Origin of the sequence: Enterococcus crotali (assembly GCF_000633635.1) — a bacterium.
GTDB lineage: Bacteria > Bacillota > Bacilli > Lactobacillales > Enterococcaceae > Enterococcus_L > Enterococcus_L crotali.
The window spans coordinates 167,761-183,232 of record NZ_AYPQ01000003.1 but is presented as its reverse complement, the minus strand read 5'-3'; the positions used below and the strand labels follow the sequence as shown (position 1 = coordinate 183,232).

Here is a 15,472-nt window from a genome sequence, read left to right as displayed (position 1 = left end):
TGTTTTGGATTAGAAAAAGCTACAGTTTAATGAGATAGTATGAGTAAATAGAAAAGAGCCGGAAACACTATATAACTAGTGTTTCCGGATTTTTTGCTAGGTGAATGAAAGAAGTAAGATCAGCTTATGAGAATAAGAAAAAGTTTTCTTATTAATCTAATAAATTGCTGATAAAACCGATAATTATGCAGAGGAAAGCTTGTTTAAATGTATAAAAATGATTATGATTAAAAAGATATTTTATATTTAATTATGAGTAGGAGTGTTTTGATGGAACAAAAGCAGTTGCGGTGGTTTACCGTTGGCCTGATCGCTTTCAACATGGTTTGGGGCTTAGGTAACGTCGTGAATAACTATGCACAACAAGGAATTTCAGTTGTGACATCATGGGTTTTGATTTTGGTCTTATATTTTATTCCCTACGCATTGATTGTAGGGCAACTTGGTTCAACGTTTAAAGACAGCAGTGGAGGCGTCAGTTCGTGGGTACAAAATACAAGTACGAAGCGCTTGGCTTATTATGCAGCGTGGACGTATTGGGTGGTACATATTCCATATCTAGCTCAAAAGCCTCAATTAGTTCTGATTGCCTTTGGTTGGGCGATTCAAGGTAATGGGGACATAGTAAATAATTTCTCCGTTGTTGGAATCACATTGATTTCGTTAGCTATTTTTCTATTATTCTTATTGTTGTCGACAAAAGGCTTGATGACTTTGAAAGTGATTGGAGGAATGGCAGGAACAGCAATTTTTGTGATGTCTATGCTTTTCATTTTACTAGCAGTTGGCGCACCAATGATGAATTCAACCGTTGAATTCGCTACACCGCACATGGATAAGATCAGTACGTATATCCCTAAATTTGATTTTAGTTATTTTACGACTGTTTCCATGTTAGTATTTGCTGTTGGTGGAGCTGAGAAAATTTCACCATATGTAAATTCAATGAGAAATCCGGCAAAGGAATTTCCAAAAGGAATGATCTTTTTAGCAGCGATGGTCGGTGTTTCTGCAGTGTTAGGTTCATTTGCAATGGGGATGCTTTTTGCAAGTAACAATATCCCAGAAGATTTAATGGCAAATGGTGCCTACACAGCGTTCCAATTGTTAGGTGAGTATTATGGTGTGGGTAATTTATTAATGATCATTTATGCTATTACAAATGGGATCGGACAAATTTCGGCATTGGCGTTTTCAATCGATGCGCCATTACAAATTCTTTTAGCTGATGCAGATCCTGATTACGTGCCAGCCGCGTTACGTAAAAGAAGTAAAAAAGGAACGTTGGTCAATGGTTACCTACTAACAGGTATTTTGGTCAGCATCATCATTGTGTTGCCGATGTTTGGTATCGACAATATCAAAGAATTGGTCAAATGGTTGACTAACTTGAACTCTGTTGTAATGCCAATGCGTTATCTATGGGTATTCTTCGCTTATATGATGTTGAATAAAGCCTATAAAAATTATACATCAGAATATAAGTTTATTAAAAATCCAAAAATTGCTTTTGCCTTTGGCTTATGGTGCTTCTTGTTTACGGCGTTTGCTTGTATTTTAGGAATGGTACCAAAAATCGATTTCAATGCTGATCCTAAAGCATGGTTCTTCCAATTAGCGTCGAATGTTATTACACCTATTGTGCTGATTTTATTGGGAATGATCTTACCAGCCCTTGCTCGACGTGATAAAAAGAAAGCTTAAATCAGGAATAGAGTAAGGAATCGAGATAAAAATGTTTCGCTTTGAGAAATAAGTTAGAGCAGCATTTTCACAACGTATATTCGGATTTTAAAGGGACTGAGACTTGACTCGAAGAGTTAAGCTCGGTCCTCTTTTCTTTTTGATCGATAAATGATATGATGAATTTAAAATCATATGATGATTAGGAGTGAGACAGATGAAAAATAAGAATCTTGTGCAAGAAACTATCGTACAGTTAAGGCAATATATAGTTTCAGAGGAATTTGCAGCGGGCACTAAACTGCCAATAGAAAAACAACTTGCAGAAAAATTTGGAGTTGGTCGTTCGACACTAAGAGAAGCGGTTAAGATTTTGGAATACAGTGATTTATTGGAAGTAAGACAGGGTTCAGGTACGTTTGTAAAAGAGGCAAAGAAGAATCACGATCGGGTAAAGGAATTGATTGAAGCAAGAGAAATGATCGAAAGCACTGCTGGTAAATTGGCTTGTCACAATCGAACAGAAGAAGATTTAGCTGATTTGAATCAAGCACTATTTAAACGGAATCGTTTATTGAAACAAGGTCAGTTTGCGGAGTATATCCAAGCAGATTTGGAGTTTCATCTGTTAATGATTAAGAGTAGTAAAAATACTTTTCTGATTCGATGGTATCAAGAAATAATGGAAGACTTAAAAATAATGTTGAGCGGATTAGTACTCGATTCAAAAAATTATCTTGATAATACAAAACAACATCAGATTATGTTTGAAGCGGTTATGGAAAAAGATCCAGAAAAGCTTACCACTGCGATCTTAGAAAATAGTAGGCGTAAATAGTATGGAAAAAGCAGATAGAAAAAAAGTTTGGTTGGTCTTTTTAGTTGCTTTTAGTTTACGTGTGGGTATTTCTACGATTCCGCCTTTATTGCCATTACTTCAAACGCAATTGAGGATCTCTGATGTAGCAGCTAGTTTGCTCACAAGTATCCCTGTGGTTTGTATGGGAATATTTGCCTTATTCGTTCCCTTTGTCCAACAGAATTTGGGCCGCAGAAAAGGTATTTTAACATTTCTTTTAGTATTGAGCTTCGCTATCTCATTAAGAGGAGTGACTGACAATTATGTTGGATTAGTTGGGACTGCTTTTGCCATTGGAATTGCAGTAGCGATCATTGGACCACTTTTATCTGGTTATATCAAGAGTGAATTTCCAACTAGAGCTGGTTTGCTGATTGGTGTTTATTCGTTAAGTATGGGTTTGGGTGCTTCGATTAGTTCAGGGAGTGTGGTACGTTTAACGAGTTATTTTCAGGGACGTTGGAATCTGGCGTTAGCAGTTTTTGGTAGTTTTAGTTTACTTGGATTTTTCTTTTGGAAAAGCGGCACAAAAACGGTTAGAGAGGCTAAACAGAGAAACCGACGGGTGTCTTTACCTTTGAAGAACGCTCAAGCGTGGAAAGTTACATTGTTTTTTGGGATTCAATCAGGTATTTTTTACGGATTGACTACATGGATTAGTACGATTGCTTTTTCACGCGGGGCAAATATGGTATCCGCGGGGTATATGTTGACTGTTTACACCCTGACTCAAATGATCTTTAGTTTTGTGATCCCAGTGCTGATGGATTATCGTGGGAAGGTAAAGAGCTGGGCTTTTTTTTGCAGTTTGATTGTTGTGATCGGTATTTTGGGGTTAATTGTTGAAGGACCGTTTTGGCTCTTTATTTGCGCTATCTTTTTAATTGCAGTAGGTTTAGGAGGCTATTTCCGATTGCATTATTATTGCCGCTGAAACTGACGCATACGCCGGAAGAGGCAAGTGCTTGGACAGGAATGGTACAATCATTTGGATACATCATTGGCGGTTGTGTTCCAATTATTATGGGATTAGTAAGTGAACTCTTTCTTAATCAACATGCGTCACTACTGTTTGTTTTGCTATTATCTATGACCTTGATTTTTCTGACGAGGACATTGAAGGAAGCGTAAATAATTATTTCTATGATTATTCATTTATTTTTATGATTTGTCTATTAAATTGTGATTTCAATTACCGTTTTTCTTTTAATTCCATATATTTCTAAAAAAATGAGAACATTTTTCCGTTTTTATCGGTATAATGGAAGGGAAGTCTGTTCTTTTTTCTAAAAAAATGATACGATTTATAAAGGAAAAAAATTGAGGAAGTGAGAACGATTAGTAAGCGACAACGTCAACCAGAAAAAGAAGAACGATCAACCTATCTTTGTAAAGAAGTAGATCCAGATTACTTAGGCCGCGAAGTCTATGCTGATAATGTAGATACGCCTTATTCATTTTATTTAGTTAGAAAGTTAACTCTGGCAAAAGATTATCAAAATTTAGCTGAAGGTGAAGCTTTTTTTGATGCAATCTGTGATAGCTGGGATGAAACAGAAGATTTTGAAGAACTAGTAGTTAAAAAGATTTACATGTATGTTGAAACAGATGCCATGTATTATACATTATTTATGGGAAGTTTTGAGCCAACCAGACGAGAGCTTCGAATGAATCTGAAACAATGGTTCGAAGAAATTACGCTTGAAAAACAAGAACGCTCTCTAATCCATAAAGGTGAACCTACATTGAACTCTAGTGAAATGCAGGGAATGATGAAACAAATGATTGAAACCTCGAATGAGATTTTTCGTTTGCGTAAAATGATCACCGATTTAACTGATACAATCAATCATGGAAAAATCGAAATGTATGCCGCAAAAAGTGACCCCATCATTTCTAGAAGTATTCAAACGATCCATCTTAAAAGAGCTCAGCCCTTAGTAATCGAGGAAAACAAAGCACAAGAAGAAATGTCTACATCAGATGAATCTGTCGATGTTAATGTGGAGTTAGTTGACGAATCAACTATTGAAGCAACGGAGACGACTAGCGCAGCAGATCTAGGGGCAGAGCCAAAGAAAAAAGTAGAGGAAGTCGCGGAAAAAAAGTCGATGCCCGCATTGGCGGAAAAACCAATGGAAGAAGATTCCCAAGTCATAGACGAACCTACAACTTCCCAAACGCAAGAGCCAAAAAATGAGGAACAAGCAGATCAGGTTGCTCCTGTAAAAAAAGAACGTACTTCAATCAAATTAAAACGTAAACAAATGGAGCAAACAAATGAACCAGTTGAAACAGATATAAAAGATAAAGCAGAACAAAAAAGTGTAGTACCAGAACCGCTAGATCTAAATTTATTGGTACTGAAAAAGAAGAATATCAAAAAAGCAACGCCAAGTAATTGGCCGCGTTTTTCTAAACAGCTAAAGGCAAGCAAACTTATCGAAGCGCCAGCGAAGATTCCTAATTTTTCTAAAAGTGAGATGGAAGGCTTGGAAGATGAAATTTATTTGTGTTTCATGAATAAGCGGATGCGTTTAGGGGCGAAAAAAAGCAAGCCACAGAAAAAAAGTATCCTTCGCTCTGAATTACTCGCTCAAATTAGCCAAGCGGAATATTTAAATTATTCCTGGGGACAAGTCTTAAGACAACGAAAAGAAGATGTGTTGATTTGCGGACGTCTTAGTTGTGGTGGCTTAGTTTCTGCTCTGGATGACTTTTTGCAGGAAATGCGGGAAATCGCATACAGCCGTTCATTGTTTGGTAAAAAAGTCCGCTGTTCGGTTGACTTGTTACGTCGTTTAGAAGGGTATATCTTAATGGATCGATATATGCAAAATCTAAGTTTGATGCCGGTTGAGAAGTAACTAATAGTGTTACGAAAAATAAATAGTTTTTAACAGATTAGAGGAAACTGTACAGTTTTGATCTAGTCTGTTTTTTAATTTGTTAAGGGACTGGGCAACCTATTTTTCATGCGGCTATATCTGTTGGCTGCCTAAAACATTAAAAGTGAAGTCTTTTGGTTAAATAAGATTTCTAATGTATGATATAAACTATAGAGTCAGTTTATACAATCTATCAGACGAATGTATTGGAGGTTATTTGGATGAAGAACATGTTTAAGAAAAAAACAACAGATGAGAAGAAATTGAGCTCAAAAAAAGCATCAAAACGTAGCATAAAAAAAGAGCAGAAAATTGTGAGCACGGATGAAAAGGAATTTGATTCTTTTTTCTCTGAAGTAATCAGCAAGTTTCCTGAAAAGACATCTGCTATTATTTTGAATAGCTACAGCAAATCCAAAGGACGTGCTGAAAAAATTCTAGCAAACAGTAAAAATCAATTTGATAGTATCTTTGATGAATTTCTACAAGGTGTAGATGAAGCGACTCGTAAGAAATGTCATAAAACAGTTCATGCGGCCTCGTTGACTGCTGCAATTATAGGATGTTCACCGATCCCATTTTCTGATGCATTTTTACTTGTTCCTGTTCAATTAACGATGATGGCTCGTTTGCATAAAATTTTTGGTCAATCATGGTCCGAAAGCATGGGGAAAAGTATTGGCAAAGAAATCATTGTTGTAGGATTGGGTAAAAGCGCCGTCGGCAATATAATAAAACTGATTCCAGCTGTAGGAACGGTTACAGGCGCTGCAATCAATGCTACGGTAGCAAGTACGATTACAGAAACGCTAGGCTGGGTGACTGTAAAAATGTTAAATGATGGAGAAGATATTTTCGAACAAACGATGACCTTTAAAGGACAATTTCAAACATTATTTAAAGCTGTACAAAAGTCTAGTAAGAAGCCGAAATAGGCAGGTACGATTGATCACCACCAAAAACAGTGCATTTCCCTCAAAACTTCTTCCTATAGTTTGTTACGATACTTTAAAAATAGCTCAAAAGCAGACTTGTAATCGCAACGAGTAAGCGCTAAAGTAAATAAGTATAAACGGAAGAAAAGGGAGGAAAGCAATAATGAAAAAGATAATAGTGACAGGTGCTGGTGGCGGAATTGGACAAGCAATCTGCGAGCGAAGTACTAAAGAAGGGTTTGGTGTGATTGCCATCGATGTAGATGAGGTTGCTTTAACAGCAATTGAACATTTAGAAAATATTGAAACTAAGGTCCTCGATATTAGCAATTATAATGAGGTGGCAACCTTTTTTAACCAACTAAAAGATGATTCCTCTATTGTTGGATTAGTCAATAATGCAGGCATTTATAAAGGGATCAGTCTTCTCGAGTATAACGAAGAATGATGGACACGGTTTTGAATGTAAATATTAAGGGACCAACAATCTGTTCATCATTTTTCATAAAAAACTTGCAGTTGAATAATCAGCAAGGAAAAATTATCAATATTTCCTCTATTTCCGGTCAGGAAGGTAGTTCAGACGCACTATATGGACTCACAAAAGCGGCTATCATCGGATTAACTAAAAGTTTAGCTTTACGTTTTGCCTCGACTGTTCTAGTCAACGCTATTGCGCCAACTATGATCGAGACAAAATGATGGACATAATTCCAGCCTGGCGAAAAGAAGAGTATAATGCTCACCATTTAATTAAAGAGCCGGTATCCGCCAATGATGTGGCAAATACGGTCAATTTCCTTTTGTCAGATGAGAGTAATCATTATACTGGAGCTACTTTTGATCTAAATAATGGTGGATATTTGAGATAACAAGAATAATACAAAAAAATGAACAAAACTAATAGTTTACTCATATAAAGAAAAGAGGAAGATAGTTGATTACCTTAAAATCAAAAAGAGAAATAGAAAAAATGGCGGAATCTGGTGCTTTGCTTGCAGATGTGCATAAGCAACTACGAACGTTCATTAAACCAGGAATTACGAGCTGGGATATTGAAGTATTTGTTCGTCATTATATTGAAAGTCATGGTGGAATTGCGGCTCAAATTGGCTTTGATGAGTATGAATATGCTACATGTTGCAGCATCAATGATGAGATTTGTCATGGTTTTCCTAGGAAAAAGTACTCAAAAATGGTGATTTGATCAAGGTAGATATGTGTATTGATTTAAATGGAGCAATTTCAGATTCATGCTGGTCGTACGCAGTAGGGGAATCGACAGAGGAAATGCAACGCTTGATGGACGTGACTAAAGAAGCCTTATATTTGGGAATTGAGCAAGCTCAAGTTGGTCAGCGTGTGGGGGATATCGGACACGCAATTCAAAGTTATGTTGAGGCACAAGGATACAGCGTTGTTCGAGACTTTATCGCTCACGGAATTGGCCCTACGATCCATGAGGAACCATTTTTTGCACACTATGGAGAACCAGGTAAAGGCATACGTTTAAAAGAAGGCATGACTATAACAATAGAACCAATGGTCAATGCAGGTTTATGGAAAATGGAGATGGAGCCAAATGGTTGGACTGCTAAGACAAAAGACGGCAGCTTAAGCTGTCAATATGAACATAGTTTGGCTATTACTAAAAACGGACCAGTCATTTTAACATCTCAAGGAGAAGAAGGAACGTATTAAAAAATGTTAAAAGAAAAACAGGAGTCCTTTTTATGAAACAGTCTATAGTTCACATCGCATTAGTCTTAGATGATTAGGATGAAGCCATCACTTTTTACACTCAAAAACTTAATTTTACTTTGATAGAAGATACGTATCAACCGGAGCAAGAGAAAAGATGGGTCGTCGTTACGCCTCCAAACTCAAAAGGTACAACAATTTTATTGGCAAAAGCATCAAAAGCGATTCAACATGCTTTTATAGGTAATCAAGCAGGCGGCCGAGTCTTTGTATTTTTAGAGACGGATAATTTTTATAGAGATTATGATAGCATGATTGCAAATAACATTGAATTTGTTAGAGAGCCTAAAGAAGCTGCATATGGGACTATTGCAGTGTTTAAAGATCTTTATGGTAACTTATGGGATCTTGTACAGTTTCATGAAGGCCATCCGATGGTTGAACGTATTTGAAAGGTTTCTAAGGAAATAAAACCGACGCGAGCATTACTAAAAATTGTAGGAAATTAGATAGTATTTTAAATTAAAGAACTATTGTAAAGAAGTTGAGAAAAACATTTATGGTGGCTATCGCCTCATAAAAAAAGATCGACCTAAAAACCATTTCCTGTCATACTAGAGATGATAGGAAACGCTTGTAGGTCGATTTTTTATTGAGTTTCTTCTTGAGAGACCCAAACTAGATCATTTTTACTTATTTGCTCCTACGATTACTTATCTCTAAAGAAGGATCTAGCACAAGGATTACGGGCAGATTCCTTCAGTGAACCGATTTGGTTATATTGAACCGAAATTTTCAAAATATTTATTGTTTCAAGAGGGGACAGTTTAAGTATAAGAATGGACTGATTCAGACAAAAAAATTTCTGGAAATAGCCACCCAAAAAACAATAGTAAGTAATCTTAAAAAGAATCGGGAAGGAGAATTGATGAAGAAGATTTTTATTGTAAGCCAAGTGTTAGTAGCTATTAATTTATTTATACTCATTATTCCAACATCAATTTTTTTATTTATTTTTTATCTATTCCCCAATTTAAGATCAATCGAAAATGGACTTGGAGCGTATCCTTTGCTCTTTGTGATATGTGGCGGTGCAGGTTTGCTAGTAACAATTCCATTTTCATTTGTTATGATTATATTATACTTGTGGTATAAATATAGAGTACAAAAATAAGTGGCATTGAAGAAAGTTTTAAAAAGTTTAATAGGAGAAAAGAGATGCTAAATTCAGAAAAAGTTGAAGTGTATTTAAAAAAGAATCACCCGGATATTAAAATTGATAAAATGATTAATAATGAAAATATAGAAAAGGTTCAGATATGGGGAAGCTTATATGAAACAGGTATAAAAGGTTCAACGTTTTATGATTTTAAATACTATTTTGAACATTACTAGAGTAAAGGAACTTTCTAAAAAGTATAAGAAAGAGTGTGAAATGAAGAAAATCTTTGTTGTAAGCCAAGTTCTATTAATAATCAATATATTTATACTCATTGTTCCAACATCAGTCTTTCTATTTATTTTTAAGATATTTCCCAATTTAGATTCAAGTGAAAATGGTTTAGGAGTCTATCCTTTGATTTGTATGATATGGGGGATAGCTGGCTTGCTAATAACTATTCCATTTGCGTTGATCATGTTTCTCTTGTATATGTGGTATAAGTATAAATTTCCTGAAAATAACCAATAACTTAGAGAAGCAAGTCTTGTATGGCAAATAAAACAAAATCAATAAATACAGATAGTATTCCTAAGACTAATATGGAAGGAATTTTATAATTATGGGAGAAGCAAGAAATAGAAAAATAACTGAGATATACACGAAGAACTTCTATGGGAACTTTATAATAAATTTCATTATGAAAGGAAAACCAATAATTCAAATATTACCTGACGGAGTAATCAGAAATTTTTCTAGGAAACAAATTTTTGTACCTTGGTCGGAGATAGCAACCATTTTTGATGAAAGTGTTTCAATCCCAGGTACTCTTTCTTTCCAATATATACTTGGAATAACTGTATCGAGCAAGTATGCTAAACTTAATTATAAAAATACTTTCTCAATAAAAAAAATCATTCGACAATCAAAACCTTTTAGATTTTCCGATGGAATTTCTAGGGTAAAAGGCAACATAGAACTGAATCATGATTTTAGTAATGAAAAAGTTGTCTTATATATTAATCGTAAGCAACTTCAAAATAAAGGAGAGGGCTTATTTAGGATTTTGAAATCAAATCTAGAGGTTATTAAAACTGGATATACATACAGAAATAAATAATTGAAGACAGATTATGTTGAAGCAAGTGTAAATTAGAAATGATAGGTATAGATTTTCAAAAAGGATCAGTAGGAGAGAGTTAAATAGAATGATAATATATGGAATAATTTTCTTAGTGGTGTTCCCTACACATTATTTACTATATAAAATAATCGAAAAAAGGACAAAATTATCGAAACGATTTGTCGTGAATTTTACGGGCATGCTTAGTGTATTTTTGTGGGCAATTGGAAATTTCATAGTAAACGTTCTGCCAAAAAGTTTAAGAGGGAGCTACAATTCAATGTGGGGAGATTTGACGATATTTCCGATAATGATTATCGTACTCCAGAGTTTAACATTTATGTTGGTCTATATTTTAGTAACTAATCTTATTTTATTATATAACAAACATAAAATGTTTCCCAAAAAGAATCAATAACTGAAGGAGGGAGATCATGAAAATAGAGTTTCGATTTCTGGTTAAAACTACTAGTAGTTTTAAAGCTGTTTATTTCTAAAAATGAAATAAAAGATAACCTCTGTTCAAAAGTGATCCCAAAGATGCGAAAAAATATTAGCACGTTCGATTAGCTGAAGAGGATGTCAGTTTGCTTCAAAAAGCAAAATCACAAACGACTATTACAGTATCAATCAAAATTGTACCGTAACTAACCCAAAAGGATAGGATCACTCATGAGTAGACGGAAATTAAAACATAAAGGTAAGCCAGCAACGCCACTTTATAAAAGTATCCTAATGATATTTTATTGTATAAGTGCTGTCGTCTCAGTTTTTATATCTTTTATTTTTTTTGGAAGATATGGACGACCTAGCGTTTATGAACGCTATAAAATTTTATACAAAGGCAATACGAAAGAAGTTTGTTCAGCGATATTGATTGAAGTATGTGTAAGCTTGGTAATATTATGTGTATCAATCTTACTATTAGTATTATGGCTATTTTTGAAAAGAAGAAAATATAATCGAATTAAACAAAAAAAATTTCCCAAAAAGAATAAGAATTAATTACTTGTATTATGCTTGAAACAATAATTGTTCCGATGAGATTCCATAGTTACTTATTGATTAAGGAGTGTTTTATATGAAAAAATTAACGTTAGTGATTTTAATTTCTGCTCTCTTTATACTTAGTGCCTGTAACGAAAAGAAAGAAGCTGCCACAAGTCATACAAAACAATCTACAGTCAATACTTCTCAAACAACAAAAGAAAGTTTATTGTCAAATTCTATAATTACAGAATCAACAGAAACTATGAACTCTGGAAATACAATGGAGTCAACAGGAAATATAAATTCTGATGGCACGAAAAATTCAGATGAAACTACCTATCCTAAAATTACAAAAGAGTTGATTAATGGAAAATCTTGGTATGAAGGAAATTCAACTGGTGTTGAGAATCAACCCAGAGAAGGGTTTTATGAAAATAAGTTTCAGGATCTATTTGGAAATGAATTAGATTATGAAATTATTATTGATGATAATGAACAAACTCATAGAGTGTTTGATTTTAGAAGAAATGAACAGGTTGATATTAAACTTAAAACAAAAATTAAAGTGAATAAACCAACTGTTGATGGTACTTACAGAGATGTATATTATTATCTTTACTATAAATATGATGGAACATTGATGATTGCTCGAAAAGAAGCTCCTTCAGAAGAAAGTGATTTAACAAGTTATCCTTTAGAGCAAATAAATATACCTGAGTGAATAGAATAATCAACCCGCTGATTTATTAAAAAAGATAGGATCTGCTAAGAGCGATCAATAAAAAGAGGAAAAGAGTTTTTGTTGTTACCTTCCTTTATTATTCATTACCTAAAGAGTGCAAAGAAAATTATCAAAACTGTCAGGAAAATAAGACAGTGCAAATAAAGTGGTTTGATACGTTGAATAATTATTTTTTTATAGCTATAGTAATAGGGATTAGTATACTAATAGTAAAAGAGCTGAGAAGTGATTTTCAAATTATTAGGAGGAGATAATGATGAATATACATAAACTGACGATTGAACAAGCTAAAAATTTGTTGAGTAAAAAAAGTATTTCACCAGAAGAACTAGTCCATGAATTTTATAAACACATTACAATTGTTGAGCCACAAATTCTAGCTTGGGAAACTTTAAAGAGTGAAATGTCTGTAATAAAGCAAATAAATATTAGTAAAGAATCTAATAACTTATCACCACTTTCTTTTATTCCATATGGAGTGAAAGATATTTTCTTAACAAAAAATATACGAACAGAAGCAGGTTCCAAAACGTTAAAAGGATTTATACCAGACCAAAATGCGACAGTTATTGAAAAATTAAATAAGTCGAGTGCATTATTATTAGGAAAGACGACCACAACAGAATTTGCAAGTGGGGGAGGGGCTCCTCAAACAAGAAATCCATGGAATCTATCTCATACACCTGGAGGTTCAAGTACTGGTTCTGCAGCAGCCTTGGCAAGTGGTATGGTACTTTTCTCCCTAGGAACTCAAACGTCAGGTTCAGTAATGCGTCCTGCATCATACAATGGGCTCTCAGCTTTAAAGCCAACATTTGGTACTATAAGTAAATATGGCATATTGCCTGCTAGTCCGAGTATAGATTGTGTGGGTATATTTACAAAAAACGTAAGAGATCTTACGTATGTATTTAATCAAATTAAAGGATATGACGCAAAAGATTGCTTTTCTTTGAATCGCATAGTATCTGAATTAAATGTAAATAGTAGTTCTAGTAAAAAATTTAAAATTGGACTGATAAAAGATAACTATTTTGAAGGATCAGCAGAGGTTATGTCTAATTTAGAAAATGCAATTAGAGTTCTTGAAAAACAAGGTCATATTATTTTGTCATGCAAGATGCCTAAAAACTTTGGTGAAGCGAATCGTGCCCACGGACTTGTAGTGGATTCTGAAACAGCAGCATACCATCAAGATAGGTTAGAAGTGAATAAAGAATTGTTTAGTAAAGAATTGAACGATGATATTAGAGTTGGTATGTCATATACAGCTGTCGAGTATGTAAATGCACAACTTTTAAGAAATGATTATAAATCAAGTATGAGAGAGTTATTTAAAGAATTTGATCTTTTAATTACACCGACTACACCAGAAACAGCTCCAGAAGGACTAGAAAAAACGGGATCTCCTAAATTTAATGTTCCATTTTCAAATGCTGGATTACCTACTTTAACGGTCCCCATTGGTTTCTCGGATAAGAATTTACCGATCGGTATGCAAATAATTGCAGATAATTTTTGTGAACAACATCTAATTGATATTGGAGAAGAATTTCAGAGAGAAACGGATTTTCATTTGAAATTCTCGTCAGTTATAATAGAGGTTATTAGCTAGAGGAAACTAAGACAAATGTTAACTTCTAGACCTCGTAAAAAGTAAAACTTAAAAATAATCCATGAAAAATAATATAGTCTGAAGCAGGTAATGACTCTAAAAAATCGATGATGAAATAGATCGAGTAATGGCCTCTTAGTTTTTCTACTTGGACAATTGAAGGAGAATTAGCATATGGAAAATTTAATTGTTATATCTGTTGTAGGTATTGTACTATTCTTTTTGGCTAGAATGCTCTATTTTCGCTGGATACAACAGTCGGCGGATGTAACTTGGATCGAAACCAATGTGGAGATTATAAAAAGTGAATTTTCAAAACGTACATACGGAAATGATATATCTTATGCAAAAGGTGAATCAACTCGTCGAGTAAAATTAACAGTCAACATCGTTCTCAACGATGGAAATTCTGTAGTTGCGACTCAAACAGTTTGGACAAAAACCAAAAATAGAGCTTTTTTTCAAGAAGGTAAGTTTGTAACTATTTTATATGCTCAAGATAATCCAAAAAAATTTAAATTAAAATATGATGTTTAGTTTAAAGCTGTTGTAAAAAGTGTATAAGCTATTTCTCTTATTTTTACAATAAGAAACATCGTTCATAAGACAAAGGAGTGTTTACTCTCAAAACAATCAGAAAGAAGGAAAGTGATGAATAATATAACGGTAGTAACATTATGTGGCTCAATAAAATTTATTAAAGAATTTAAAGAAGTTGAAGCGAAGCTAACTCAAAAGGGAGTGGCAGTGCTAAGCCCCTGTTTTTTTGAAGAAAATGAAAATGTTGAAATGACAGATGAAACAGCCCAATTACTTGGGAGAATCCATTTTAAAAAAGTAGAAATAGCTGACGAAATTTTTGTGATCGATGTTGACGGCTACATTGGAGAAAGTACAAGAAGAGAGATAGAATATGCCAAACTAAATAATAAAATGATCAGCTATTATTCTAACGAATCAATGTTATAACAAATTCTCAAAGGCGATTTGAAAAAGTTTTGTAATAGTCTAAAAGAACGATGATAGCTGCTAGCAAAAGGATTAGAGCAGGAGGAGTAAATGAAAAATACAGGTATCTAGTCATGGTATTCGCGGTTTTGATACTATCGGGGTGCTCTAAAGAAGAGCAAACAAAAGAAATTACCGAAATTTTATATACGACTTCAAGTTTTGGTGTAATAACTCAAGCGGTTAAAGTAGACATGGATGATGCTACCAAAAAAATATTTATTAATCCTGAGTATAGTAAAGGTGGAGCACCACGTGAAATCGGTGGTATTCCTGAGCAAGATTTTGAAATGCATGAAATTTGTGAGGTAAGAAAATTTGAGAAAGAAATCAACAAAACAGGTATTTTTAATTGGAAAGAGAAATATGTCAATAAGAATATAATGGATGGGTATCAATGGTCACTAGCAATTAATTATAAAGACGGGCAGTCAAAATCAATGTACGGTAGTAACGATAAACCGAAAAAGTATGATGAATTAATAAGTGTGTTGTTCGATGCAGAGAAGTAAGCTTCTCTCAACCTCATGAGAAAGATTGCTCATATGAGTCTTGGCACAGTGCTCCTCCTTTAGCTGATGGACATTTAAATTAGAAAAAGTTTTTAGAAATCAAAGTAGTCGTTCTGAAAATAGTAAAGAGTGATTACTTTTTTTATTGAGAAGAAAAACGGGTGTGGGACAAAACTAAAAATCAGTTTTGATGTGTGCTCTAAAACCGAATAAACGGCGAGAAAAAAGCAACTTCTTCGGAGCTAAACACTTTTGTC

General features: G+C 34.0%; 17 protein-coding genes and 1 pseudogene. All 18 read left to right on the top strand.

Features of this window, described 5'->3' with window-relative positions:
• Window positions 1-270: 270 nt before the first annotated feature.
• The 18 genes and pseudogenes from V192_RS0109240 (at window position 271) to V192_RS0109150 (ending at window position 15,215) form a co-directional block, all read left to right on the top strand.
• Entirely contained in the window at window positions 271-1,704 is a 1,434-nt protein-coding gene (locus V192_RS0109240) for an amino acid permease (protein WP_025871060.1), read from the top strand.
• A 196-nt stretch (window positions 1,705-1,900) separates the two neighbouring features.
• Entirely contained in the window at window positions 1,901-2,521 is a 621-nt protein-coding gene (locus V192_RS0109235) for a FadR/GntR family transcriptional regulator (RefSeq protein WP_025871058.1), read from the top strand.
• A 1-nt stretch (window position 2,522) separates the two neighbouring features.
• Window positions 2,523-3,476, top strand: a complete 954-nt coding sequence (locus tag V192_RS19830) for an MFS transporter (protein WP_239644628.1) — start codon at window positions 2,523-2,525, stop codon at window positions 3,474-3,476.
• Window positions 3,467-3,673: a hypothetical protein gene (locus V192_RS22150; protein ID WP_239644627.1), complete on the top strand. Its 207-nt coding sequence runs from the start codon at window positions 3,467-3,469 to the stop codon at window positions 3,671-3,673. Before V192_RS19830 ends, V192_RS22150 begins: the two co-directional genes overlap by 10 nt.
• A 197-nt stretch (window positions 3,674-3,870) precedes the next feature.
• Window positions 3,871-5,409 carry a hypothetical protein gene (locus tag V192_RS0109225; protein WP_025871056.1) on the top strand — a complete coding sequence of 513 codons (1,539 nt, stop codon included), beginning with the start codon at window positions 3,871-3,873 and terminating at the stop codon, window positions 5,407-5,409.
• 242 nt (window positions 5,410-5,651) lie between these two features.
• The gene (locus V192_RS0109220) at window positions 5,652-6,365 is read left to right on the top strand and encodes a YcjF family protein (RefSeq protein ID WP_025871054.1); all 714 of its coding nucleotides are present in this window, start codon (window positions 5,652-5,654) and stop codon (window positions 6,363-6,365) included.
• Window positions 6,366-6,528: 163 nt separating this feature from the next.
• Entirely contained in the window at window positions 6,529-6,813 is a 285-nt protein-coding gene (locus V192_RS22590) for an SDR family NAD(P)-dependent oxidoreductase (protein ID WP_204367685.1), read from the top strand.
• On the top strand, window positions 6,810-7,067 hold the full coding sequence (locus tag V192_RS22585) for an SDR family oxidoreductase (RefSeq protein WP_204367684.1): 258 nt from the start codon (window positions 6,810-6,812) through the stop codon (window positions 7,065-7,067). The genes V192_RS22590 and V192_RS22585 overlap by 4 nt, the downstream gene beginning before the upstream one ends.
• Before the next feature lie 235 nt (window positions 7,068-7,302).
• Window positions 7,303-8,066: pseudogene (gene map / locus V192_RS19820) on the top strand (type I methionyl aminopeptidase).
• Window positions 8,067-8,152: 86 nt separating this feature from the next.
• Complete coding sequence (locus tag V192_RS19815; RefSeq protein ID WP_275574535.1) at window positions 8,153-8,518, top strand: VOC family protein; 366 nt, start codon at window positions 8,153-8,155, stop codon at window positions 8,516-8,518.
• Between the two features lie 476 nt (window positions 8,519-8,994).
• A complete protein-coding gene (locus tag V192_RS21210; RefSeq protein ID WP_082266007.1) occupies window positions 8,995-9,240 on the top strand; it encodes a hypothetical protein in 246 nt (81 codons plus the stop codon).
• 44 nt (window positions 9,241-9,284) lie between these two features.
• On the top strand, window positions 9,285-9,461 hold the full coding sequence (locus V192_RS21540) for a hypothetical protein (RefSeq protein WP_158001099.1): 177 nt from the start codon (window positions 9,285-9,287) through the stop codon (window positions 9,459-9,461).
• 386 nt (window positions 9,462-9,847) lie between these two features.
• Entirely contained in the window at window positions 9,848-10,345 is a 498-nt protein-coding gene (locus V192_RS0109185; RefSeq protein WP_025871047.1) for a hypothetical protein, read from the top strand.
• A gap of 1,084 nt (window positions 10,346-11,429) precedes the next feature.
• Entirely contained in the window at window positions 11,430-12,059 is a 630-nt protein-coding gene (locus V192_RS0109170; RefSeq protein WP_025871040.1) for a hypothetical protein, read from the top strand.
• 274 nt (window positions 12,060-12,333) lie between these two features.
• On the top strand, window positions 12,334-13,695 hold the full coding sequence (locus tag V192_RS0109165; protein ID WP_029948198.1) for an amidase: 1,362 nt from the start codon (window positions 12,334-12,336) through the stop codon (window positions 13,693-13,695).
• 174 nt (window positions 13,696-13,869) lie between these two features.
• A complete protein-coding gene (locus tag V192_RS0109160; RefSeq protein WP_025871036.1) occupies window positions 13,870-14,232 on the top strand; it encodes a DUF3592 domain-containing protein in 363 nt (120 codons plus the stop codon).
• 114 nt (window positions 14,233-14,346) lie between these two features.
• The gene (locus V192_RS0109155) at window positions 14,347-14,664 is read left to right on the top strand and encodes a hypothetical protein (protein WP_082266001.1); all 318 of its coding nucleotides are present in this window, start codon (window positions 14,347-14,349) and stop codon (window positions 14,662-14,664) included.
• A 113-nt stretch (window positions 14,665-14,777) separates the two neighbouring features.
• Window positions 14,778-15,215 (top strand): hypothetical protein, encoded by a 438-nt coding sequence (locus V192_RS0109150; protein WP_029948195.1) that lies wholly within the window; start codon window positions 14,778-14,780, stop codon window positions 15,213-15,215.
• The last annotated feature ends 257 nt before the right edge of the window (window positions 15,216-15,472 follow it).